The sequence below is a fragment of the Commensalibacter sp. Nvir genome (assembly GCF_963921845.1).
Lineage (GTDB): Bacteria > Pseudomonadota > Alphaproteobacteria > Acetobacterales > Acetobacteraceae > Commensalibacter.
This window is the reverse complement of the sequence record NZ_CAWUGZ010000043.1, coordinates 1-11,201: the sequence shown is the minus strand read 5'-3', so window position 1 is coordinate 11,201 and position 11,201 is coordinate 1. Positions and strand designations below refer to the sequence as shown.

8 protein-coding genes are annotated in these 11,201 nt (G+C 36.8%); 4 read left to right on the top strand and 4 right to left on the bottom strand.

The genetic code is table 11. The features are described 5' to 3' along the window. Positions 1-101 precede the first annotated feature (101 nt). Entirely contained in the window at positions 102-1,469 is a 1,368-nt protein-coding gene (locus AABE15_RS03560; protein ID WP_338329907.1) for an MFS transporter, read from the top strand. A gap of 227 nt (positions 1,470-1,696) precedes the next feature. Here AABE15_RS03560 and AABE15_RS03555 read toward each other — a convergent pair whose 3' ends face one another. From AABE15_RS03555 to thiD, 3 genes are read right to left on the bottom strand one after another with little or no spacing between them, the layout of a single operon-like run. Next, complete coding sequence (locus AABE15_RS03555) at positions 1,697-2,641, bottom strand: retropepsin-like aspartic protease (RefSeq protein ID WP_338329906.1); 945 nt, start codon at positions 2,639-2,641, stop codon at positions 1,697-1,699. 13 nt (positions 2,642-2,654) lie between these two features. Further along, positions 2,655-3,617, bottom strand: coding sequence for a tyrosine recombinase XerC (locus tag AABE15_RS03550; RefSeq protein ID WP_338329905.1), 963 nt, complete (start codon positions 3,615-3,617; stop codon positions 2,655-2,657). Positions 3,618-3,639: 22 nt separating this feature from the next. Further along, on the bottom strand, positions 3,640-4,449 hold the full coding sequence (gene thiD, locus AABE15_RS03545) for a bifunctional hydroxymethylpyrimidine kinase/phosphomethylpyrimidine kinase (RefSeq protein WP_338329904.1): 810 nt from the start codon (positions 4,447-4,449) through the stop codon (positions 3,640-3,642). 232 nt (positions 4,450-4,681) lie between these two features. Here thiD and AABE15_RS03540 point away from each other — a divergent pair, with 232 nt between their 5' ends. Then, complete coding sequence (locus tag AABE15_RS03540; RefSeq protein ID WP_338329903.1) at positions 4,682-6,919, top strand: primosomal protein N'; 2,238 nt, start codon at positions 4,682-4,684, stop codon at positions 6,917-6,919. A 409-nt stretch (positions 6,920-7,328) separates the two neighbouring features. Then, complete coding sequence (locus AABE15_RS03535; protein WP_338329902.1) at positions 7,329-8,315, top strand: MYG1 family protein; 987 nt, start codon at positions 7,329-7,331, stop codon at positions 8,313-8,315. A 49-nt stretch (positions 8,316-8,364) separates the two neighbouring features. Here the strand turns inward: AABE15_RS03535 and gabD are convergent, their stop codons facing one another. Next, positions 8,365-9,813: an NADP-dependent succinate-semialdehyde dehydrogenase gene (gabD, locus tag AABE15_RS03530; RefSeq protein ID WP_338329901.1), complete on the bottom strand. Its 1,449-nt coding sequence runs from the start codon at positions 9,811-9,813 to the stop codon at positions 8,365-8,367. A gap of 345 nt (positions 9,814-10,158) precedes the next feature. Between gabD and AABE15_RS03525 the strand changes: the two genes are divergently transcribed. After that, the coding region (locus AABE15_RS03525) for a branched-chain amino acid aminotransferase (protein ID WP_338329900.1) at positions 10,159-11,201 on the top strand (1,043 nt) is incomplete at its 3' end.

The window sequence follows — 11,201 nt, the reverse complement described above, 5'->3', positions numbered from 1 at the left end:
GATAAAAAATTATGGGTTAATACGTTATCCTATAGTAAAACTATTCAAAACCAATATATTATTGTTACAATCCCCAACGCAAAATCCATTCCAATAAAACAATGAACACCATTATCGACAAATATAAAAAATTAATTCCTGTTGTTGCAGCAATCTCTTTCTTTATGACAGCTCTCGATTCCACCGCTGTAAATACCATTATTCCTTATTTGTCGAACTACTTTCATTCACCCTTAGCAACCACCAAAAACGTTATTATATTTTATCTAATTGCCAACTCGCTCTTTATTCCTTTAACAGGAATTTTGTGCCAAAAATTCAGTTGTCGCATCATTTTTTGTGCTGCCTTGCTCATTTTTACCATTGGTTCTGTTTTGTGTGGAATCTCTCAAACCCTTAATGAGCTTTTATTGTCAAGAATTATACAAGGGATAGGTGGCGCACTTATGCTGCCCGTAGGCAGATTGGCAGTCATACAAACATTTTCAAAAAATGAACTTATTTGGGCTCTTAATATGGTAACGCTTCCAGGATTGGTTGGCCCATTAATTGGTCCTATTGTCGGAGGATTTATTGCTTCTTATCTCAGTTGGTCGGTAATATTTTTTATCAATGTACCCTTTGGAGTCGTCGGCATTTATTTCGCCTTACTGTTTTTTCCTACTAAAATAAACAAAGACGTAAAAACGGATTTTTGGGGATATATTATCTTTGCATTATCTATAGCCTCTATGACTTATGCTCTGAGTCTATTCAGTGAAACAACGGCGTATAAATTACCAATTTTTATTATGGTAGCAGGTCTCATTTTATTAACAATCTATTGGATTAGGGCTTTTCACCATGATTATCCCCTGTTCAGCCCAAATTTGTTTAAAATCAGAACCTTCTCCGTAGGTATTTTTGGAAACTTAGTTGCACGCTTTGGAACCGGCGCTGTTCCTTTTATGTTGCCATTAATGTTACAAGAGCTTATGGGGTTAAGTCCCGTAGCCTGCGGTGTTGCTATGTTACCCCTCGCAATAGCTCTGATGGCAGCAAAACCCTTTACGGCCCCCGCTATTCAGTGGCTGGGCTACCGTAATTTTCTATCAATTAATACCTTCTTGCTTAGTGCTTCCTATGCATCTTATTGCCTTGTTGACCAACACACAAGTTGGATTTTAATTGTCATTTTTATGTTAATTACTGGGTTTATTAATTCAATGCAATTTACCGCGATGAATACAATAACAGTGATTGATCTTTCAGCAAAAAGACAACCTTCTGGAAGTTGTCTTTTATCAACAGTGATGCAAGTTTCATCAGCTTCAGGTGTTGCCATTGCGGCAATTTTGTTAACAATGGATGGAATTATACATCCGCATGCAAGTACAGCCTATCATTTTCAATTTACTTGGTTCTGGCTTGGAATTTTAACAGCATTTAGCGCTTTTATTTTCTTTTTGTTACCTAAGAAAAAAGCGTAATCCTTCTCAAACCTAGCATCCAATCTTTTTATCAAGAAAAGCATATTGCTTTGGACATTCGGCTTTCTGCATCAATATCCGTAAATAAACAAACTATTCGTCTAAAACTTATTTATAATCTGGTTCGAATTTTTTTTCTGTCAGTTCATTTGCTTTAGAAATAAATAAAAATGGACATTTTAGATAATTTATAAAATGAAAATACTCAGTTAATGTAGAGTAGAGTATCAATTTTTTTTGTGCGTGTTTCCATCAGAAAGCAAATATAATTTACTTCTGTAGTAAGAAATCCATATTTTTTTGTTTTCAAACCAGTCCGATCCTAAAAGCATTTCTGAATCATCATTAAGTTTGGACACTGTCAGTATAGGGTTATATTCGACGTTATCCCCTATTTGAAATTTTTTGAAACGATGCCAGTAATATCGGGTTTCTTTCATATCAATACCACTTGCAAAACCACCCGGATCAAGCATTAACGTCTTTAATGAAATTCCCATGTGAATAACTTTATCCAAAGCAATAATACGTGAACGTGCTCCACTGTCTATCAAGGCTGAAATAGGGGTGTTATTGACAAAAACATTTACAAAAAGGCGATGACTTTTCCTTATAAGGTCAATCTGAGAAAATTTATTCCAAAAAGGCAATGGTCTGCAAAGCACTGAACCTGTTTTTATTTCCCAAAAACTCAGCTTTTGATCAACTAAATCAAATTCTAAATCAAAATGCGATAAGATATCGCCACCGATAAGGCCGACAACGGGTGGATTTATTCCAGGGTAGCCTGGTAAATATCCCAGTGGAATAGTATAAGGACCAATAGAAAGTTTTCCCAAATTAATTTGATTTAAAACAACGTTATGAACAAGATTTTGTCCCCCCCTTGAGCCAGTCAAAACCGTTTTACGATGATGATCAATAGGTAAATTTAAAAATTCTGCCCATTTTGGAGAAATAAGACTTCCCTCAGAACCAGTATCAATAACCATATTAAACAATTGACCGTTTAGGATTACGCCACCTACGAGAAATCCATCCACATTATCAAGATGTATTTGTCCAAGTTGAGTATAAGAACATACAGCCGCCTTTACTTTTAAAATCATGGATAAAGACAAAAAACAAATTGTAAAAGAAATACAAAAAAAATTAAAAAAACTAGCCCTCATAAAGTTGAACCTATTAAGCTCGCGGATGTGCTTTTTTCCATACTGAAAGTAAATGTGTTTGATCCATTAGCGTATAACGTTGGGTTGTGGATAAACTCGCATGGCCAAGTAACGCCTGTATGGTTCGTAAATCGCCCCCATTTTGCATCATATGCGTAGCGAAAGAATGCCGTAAAGCATGTGGCGTGGATAATTCCGACAAACCAAACAACCTTCTATATTCTCTCATTGTTTTCTGAGCAACCGAGGGATTTAAACGTTTCCCCTTTACGCCAATAAAAACAGGTTCTTTCTCATCGTATTGGGGATAATTGGATTTCCATCTTAGTAAGGCTTGCATAACAACAGGCAACATAGGAATTAAACGCTCTTTTTCACCTTTACCTTTAATTTTCAAAACACCCCCCTGATCGTTTAATCCAGAATAGCGAAAGTCAATCCAATTCAAATTAAGGGCTTCGGATAGCCGTAAACCACATCCATAAAGCAGCGTAAAAAGAGCAATGTCTCTTGTTTGTTCCATTATATGGTCATGAACACTGGCAATATTTTGGGTAAGCTGATGCGCCGCTTCTTCAGAAAGAGGATGGGGTAAGGGTTGTTTAGTTTTTGGGGTATTTAACAAAGATGGAGCCATATTTTCCATCTGATAAAAACGAGATAAAAACCGAAAAAAAGACTTCAGTGCCGATAGCCGGCGTCTTCGTGTCCTTAGGGCTGCATCTGGAGTATGTCTCGGTTGACCTCTACGAGGGGAATTTAGAGATTTTTCATTTTCATCACTGAGCCAAGATCTTAAATCAATATACGTCAAAGACGATAACGTTTCCAATGTAGGTTCTTGCGATTTATAATACGTTAAAAATGCAATAAATCTTGATAAATCTTGCTGATAAGCAATAAGGGTGTGAAGCGAGGCTCTTCGGCTATTTTTCATCCAGTCCAAAAATTTTTTTAGCAATTCAGAAGCCAACATATTTCAAACCTACTTATATTAATCATGAATGCTTTGATTGCCAAAATTGATAAAAATGATTTAAGGGGCCATGGCCTGTACCAACCGTCAATTGATCACTGGCTTTTAATGCTTCTGTAAGGTATCGCTTTGCTTCGAGGACACTGTCATACATAGAATGGTTGGGTAAAAGAGCAGTTATCGCAGAAGATAAGGTGCAACCCGTACCATGATCGTTTTTGGTTACAACACGTTCAGCGGAAAATTCATAATAGTGTTTAGCATCCGTCAGCACATCCAAACATACCGAACCCGATAAATGACCACCTTTTAATAAGACCCATTTCGGACCCAATTTCAATAACTCTTCGGCACTTTCTTTCATTTGATGTAGACTTATAGGACTCGTTTTGCCCAAAAGTACCCTTGCCTCAGGTAAATTGGGTGTAACCATCGTAACGTGAGGGACAATTTGTTCCTTTATTGCTTGAATAGCGTCATCGTTGATTAACGAATCTCCACTTTTGGCAACCATCACAGGATCAAGAACGCATAATGGTACTGCGTATTGCTTTAATTTTTGAGCAACAACTCCAACAATAAGTTCATTTGCCAGCATACCAATTTTTACGGCATCCACATGTATATCTTCAAAAACGGCGTCCATTTGATCCGCTATCAATTCTGGATCCATTGTTTTATAGGATATAACTCCTTGAGTATTTTGTGCAACGACAGAGGTAATTACAGACATGGCATAACAACCTAAGGCTGAAAACGTTTTGATATCTGCTTGAATACCTGCCCCACCACTTGGGTCAGTTCCGGCGATTGTTAATACGTTTTTAATCATAACCCACTACCTCAGAGCGAAACTTGATTCAAAAAATAGAAAATTTAATTTTTAATAGGTTTAAGAATTAGACTAATTGATGCGTAAGCATTAAGAACAAAACTCTAAATTTGCATTTTTATCGTTCTTTAATTATCTTATATTAGGGTAGTCTACCTAAAGTCTCAACACAGTAATTCGCTTTATTTGCCCTCCCCTCATTTTCAATCGTTAAAAACTACAAGAGAATTCTATGAATTCTATAGATTGCTCCACTATTATCCCTGTACTACTTCCCTACCCTTTTCAAACACCTTTTTACTACACTGTCCCATCAGATTTACAAATAATCCCTCTTGGCCCAGGAAATCTTATTAAAGTACCCCTTAATGGTCGCAAAGAAATAGGGGTTGTATGGCATGATAGTACTTTACCCAAAACGCTCTCTATACCTCAAGATAATATTAAAAAAATCAAAAAATTTAAACCCATTTTATCTATCTTACCTTTACCCCCCTTGCCACTATCTTTATTACAATTTGTTGACTGGGTAGCTGCTTACACCCTTTCACCACGCGGATCAGTGTTAGCCATTACATTAAGAGGGATACAAAAAATTGTTAATGAAAAGGCCAATCCAAAAAAAGGATGGGTTATTTCTAACTCTAAACACGACCTCAACGGTATACCAAGAACCAAGGCAAGAGAAAAAACACTTGCTTATCTTAAAAGGCAACAAGATCCCAAAACTACTCTTCAGATTGTCAAAGAAGCACAAGTTAGCCCTAGTGTTATAAAAAATTTGCACCAACAAGGTATTCTTGAGGAAAAATATTTAGCCGAAAAGTCAATTTTCCAAAAACCTAATATCCATTTTAACCACATAACATTGAATGCAGAACAACAAGTTTCCACACAATTTTTAAACCAAAAAATCCAAGAAAATCAATTTTCTGCAACGTTGCTTCAAGGAATTACGGGGTCTGGAAAAACAGAAGTTTATATGGAGGCCATTGCAGATTGCATTAACATAGGAAAAGTTAGTTTAATTCTTTTACCTGAAATTGCTCTTTCCTCACAGTGGATAAATCGCTTTGAAAAACGGTTTGGGGTAAAACCTGCATTATGGCATTCTGATCTTACCGAAAAACAACGCCGATTAACGTGGCAAGCAGCACTTCGAAACGAAATTTCTGTATTAGTTGGTGCTCGATCGGCTTTATTTCTCCCTTTAAACAACTTAGGTCTAATTATCGTTGATGAAGAACATGAATCGTCTTTCAAACAAGAGGAAGGTATCATTTACCATGCAAGAGATATGGCTATCGTTAAAGCCACTCTCTCGAAATGTCCTATCGTTTTAGTTTCCGCAACACCCTCTTTAGAAACTTTAGTGAATGCAAAGCAAAAAAAATACCATCATTTGACTTTAACCCAAAGGCACGGCGAGGCAAGACTGCCAAACATCGAAATTGTGAACATGAGACACGATCCACCCAATCGTGGACTTTATTTGTCGCCACGCTTAGTGAAAGCAACTAAAAAAATCTTGGGAAAAAAAGAACAAATATTATTTTTTCTTAATCGACGAGGATATGCCCCTTTGACTTTGTGTAGGGCGTGTGGTTTCCGAATGGAATGCCCACATTGTTCTGCCTGGTTAATCGAACATCGTGCTCAAAACAAGCTTATTTGTCATCACTGTGACTATTCCATACCCTTTCCAAAAGAATGCCCACATTGTTTAGAAAAAGAGAGTTTGGTTCCTATAGGGCCAGGAATTGAACGTATTACGGAAGAAGCGCGAACTACTTTTCCAGATGCTAAAATTCTAATTATGTCAAGCGATACCTTGACTAGTCCTATAGCCACTGCAGAAGCTATAAAACTTATTACACAACACGAGGTTGATCTTATTATAGGGACCCAAATTGTTGCTAAAGGCTGGCATTTTCCATACCTAACCCTTGTAGGAGTCATTGATGCTGACTTAGGCCTGAGCGGTGCTGATCTTAGAGCTTCGGAAAAAACTTTGCAACTTCTTCATCAAGTCAGTGGACGTGCAGGCCGAGAACAAATAGTGGGCACTGTTATGTTACAAAGTTATCTTGCCGATCATCCCGTTATCAAAGCATTAGCAAAAAATGATTTTGATGAATTCATGCGTTATGAAGCGAACGAACGTAAAGAGGGGTTTTGGCCCCCTTATGGAAGATTGACAGCCATCATCATAAGTGCTGACGATGAAGAAACCACAAAACACACGGCTTATGAACTCAGCTTACATAGTCCAAAAATCGATAGTGTCCTAGTTTTAGGTCCAACGGCAGCCCCTTTAGCTTTACTTCGCAATCGCTATCGTCAACGTTTTTTAATACGTTCAAAAAAAAATCTTGCTATACAACCTGTTATCAGACAGTGGTTATCCTGCATAAAAATAAAAAAAGGCGTTAAAATTGAGGTCGATGTGGATCCCATTTCATTTTTATAATTAACACATTCTCTAAAATATATTTTAAAAACTAACCATCAATTCTAGAAAATGCCGCATTCGATTTTATCTTTTGCTGTTGAGCTTATTACAATTTTCATTTAAAAAATCAAATCTACAATTAATAAGAAAATATTTTAGTCTAAAATAATAAATATAATAAAATGGTAGCAATTAATTTATTTTTGGTCACCGTTTCGTTGCAATATATTGCATAATATTGCAATATCTTTCCAAATATTCATAACATTTCATGCATCAACCCCTCCTTTTGATCAATACACTGTATTAAATTGAAAAAAGCACCTTCAAAACCTTCATAGTGAAAATTTAATTTCTCGCTTACCATCAGGAATCTTTCTATGATACAACTCCATTTTTGATTGTACTTAAATTGACAGGGATATTTATGGTTAATGCAACAACCGTTTCATCTGATTCTTTAACCGAAGGATTAATGGATTACAGCAAAGAACTGCTTATTGTAACGCATAACGGACGTTTTCATATTGATGATGTATTTGCATTTACAACCTTGGGAATTGCTCTTGATTTAGAGAACCGTCCATTTAAAGTTGAACGTACACGAGACCCTGAAATTATAGATAAAGCAGATATTGTATTTGACGTAGGAGGTATATTCGACGGGAAAAGACATTTTGATCATCATCAAATTGGCGCCCCTGAACGCGACATAAAACAAACTCCTAAAAACATAGAAGGAACCATTCCCTATAGTTCTGCTGGATTAATTTGGCAGGCTTTTGGAATTGACGTTATAAAAAAACTTGCCCCCGATCTTGATGAAAAATCAATTAAGGTTGCTCATAGTGTCATTGAAAAAGCCCTTGTCATTCCGATTGATGCGATTGATAATGGTAAAATGCAACCAGAAAATGGTTTGAATTTTTCATCCATTATTAATGTTTTCAATCCCCCTTGGGATGAAGACAATTCTTCGACTCAATTAAAACGTTTTTTTGAAGCCTCTACTGTTATTAAGACCATTCTAGTTTATCAATTAAACGTTGAATTTGCGCGTGTTAGAGCAATTGATTGTTGCAAAGAAGCCTATAAAAACAGCCCTGATAACCGTATTTTAATGTTACCGCGTTGGATGCCACATATTTATCCAATTTTTGCCAATGGGTGGAATACCCAACTGGTTGTTTATCCTGCTGAAAATGAATGGCGCGTCGGAACAGTGCCCATAAGAATGCATGGAAACGACAGACGTAAATTATTTCCTGCTACCTGGGGTGGACTTGAGGGCAAAGCCCTCGAAGTCGAGACCGGCGTTGAAGGGGCAAAATTTGTACACAAAGGGCTTTTTATTGCTGTGACCACTACCAAAGAAGCAGCTATTGCTTTAGCTCGCCTCACACTTGGAAATTGATACAAAAAATTATCCAAGATAGTAAAACCTTGGATAATTTAAAATTAGTTTATTTCTTAAGATTTAAACATAAATATTTAATTTCGAGATAATCCTCGATACCATATTTTGAACCTTCACGACCCATACCAGAAGCTTTTATACCCCCGAAAGGTGCCATTTCGCTGGAAATTAATCCAGTATTGATTCCAACAATACCATATTCTAAAGCTTCTGAGACCGAGAAAATTCGTTCTGAATTATCAGTAAAAAAATAAGAGGCCAAACCAAATTCAGTGTCATTGGCATAACGAATAACTTCGTCTTCAGTTTCGAACTTAAATATTGGAGCCAAAGGTCCAAATGTTTCTTCCTTTGATACTTTGGCTTCAATAGGAACATCTACTAAAATGGTAGGTTCAAAAAAATTTCCACCCAACGCATGACCACCTTCAATGATTTTAGCTCCCTTGGAAACAGCATCTGCAATATGCGCTTTTACTTTCTCAACTGCGTTGGAATCAATTAAAGGTCCGATCGATACTTTTTCATCTGTTCCATTTCCAACGTGTAATTGTTTTACGGCTTGCACTAATTTTTTTACAAATTCATCGTATACATTTTGTTGAACATAAATTCGATTGGCACAAACACAGGTTTGGCCTGCATTTCGAAACTTGGAATCCATGGTCCCCTTAACCGCTTTATCTATATTGGCATCTTCAAACACAATAAAAGGTGCATTACCCCCCAACTCCATAGATAATTTCTTTACGGTAGGTGCACATTTTTCAATCAATTTTGCCCCTATTTCAGTTGAACCCGTAAAAGACAACTTACGTACAATAGGATTTTCGGTTATTTCTTTGCCAATCTCACTGGATGACCCCGTCAAAACATTCAAAATGCCTGCAGGCACTCCAGCTTCTTCACTCAAAGCAGCCAAAGCTAAAGCGGAGAACGGAGTAGAAGTAGCAGGCTTTAATACCATAGAGCACCCTGCTGCAATCGCTGCGCCTGCCTTTCGAGTAATCATGGCACTAGGGAAATTCCAAGGTGTAATTGCAGCGGTTACTCCTATGGGCTGTTTAATAACAATAACCCGTTGCAGAGTAGTTACCCCTGGAATGACATCTCCATAAATACGTTTAGCCTCTTCCGCAAACCACTCTAAGTAAGAAGCAGCATAAGTAATTTCACCTCTAGCCTCTGCTAGAGGCTTACCTTGCTCTAAGGTTAAAATTAGCGCTAAATCTTCCATGTTTTCCAGCATAAGATTATGCCATTTTCTTAGAATATAGGCGCGTTCTTTTGCCGTTTTAGCAGCCCAATTTTTTTGTGCTTTTTCCGCAGCAACAACGGCTTTCCTTGTTTCGGATACACCCATCTTAGGAACTGTACCGATAATTTCTCCATTTGCGGGATTGGTTACGTTAATTTTTTGACTGTTTTCTGCCTCAACCCAATTACCATTAATATAGCATTGTTGACGAAATAATGACGTATTATGGAGGTTCATAATAACTCCCTTTACTCTTCGTAATCCTTAAAAGTTCAGAATTTACAGTTGTACGTTGCCATTTATCATAACATCAATACATTGAAAGTCCCAAAATTTTTTAAACACACTAAATTGATTAACCTAAAGGATTTATTCGTTAAATAAAAATCAAATTATGCACGTCTTATATAATTTGCTGTAGATTATTTTAAACGCTAGACTTTCAATGGGGTATATCTATACACCAAACAATATTCTTATCGAAATCGTTTTAAAGCAAATCTTCAATTTGCAATTACAATGATTTTAATATATTTTTTGGAACAAAATTGCTTTATTTGCACGAATTTAGAAAGAAAAATAATGAGTTGCCCTACTTGTCTTCCTATTATCTTTACTAAAAATCCAACCCCTACGCCAGAAGAAAAAAGAAATCTAATTTTAAATAATCCTGGTTTTGGAAAAGTTTTCACAGACCATATGCTCATGCTACATTACAATAAAGAAAAAAATTGGCATAACGCTACAATAAATGCTTATGGTCCTATTGCTTTGGATCCAGGGGTCTGTGTATTTCATTATGGACAAGAAATATTTGAGGGTTTGAAAGCTTATAAAACAAAAGATGGCCGAACGTTATTGTTTAGACCAGAAGCAAACGCTAAACGATTTGCTAATTCTGCCAAACGTATGGCTATGCAACCTTTACCCGAATCCCTTTTTCTGCAAGCTATTTATGAATTCATTAAAGTAGAAGAACCATGGATACCTGATCCATCCGTTGGAAGCTTGTATCTTAGACCATTTATGATTGCCAATAGCGCTTATCTCGGCGTTAAACCTTCCACAGATTATCTTTTTATGATTATTGCTTGCCCAGTAGGATCCTATTTCTCAAAAGGAGCCGACGCAGTCACTGTATGGATCTCTGAATTTTACACACGTGCCGCTTCGGGTGGAACAGGCGAAGCCAAATGTGGTGGAAACTATGCAGCAAGCTTGATTGCTCAACAACAAGCTACAGCAAACAACTGCGATCAACTCGTTTTCCTCGATGCTGCTGAACACAAATGGATAGAAGAAATGGGTGGAATGAATATCTTTTTTGTATTTGATGATGGTACGCTTCTAACTCCTCCCTTAAATGGAACTATTCTACCAGGCATTACTCGAGACTGCATTATTACTATTGCAAAAGATAAAGGACTAGCAGTCAGGCAAGAGCGCTATTCTGCTAATCAATGGATTAAAGACATAAAATCAAATCACATCAAAGAAGTTTTTGCATGTGGCACGGCTGCGGTTGTTACCCCAATCGGGTATGTGAAAAACCAACAAGGCAATTATACAATTAATAAGGGCCAAGTTGGAACGATAACTCAAGAAATGCGAGAAACCTTAATAAA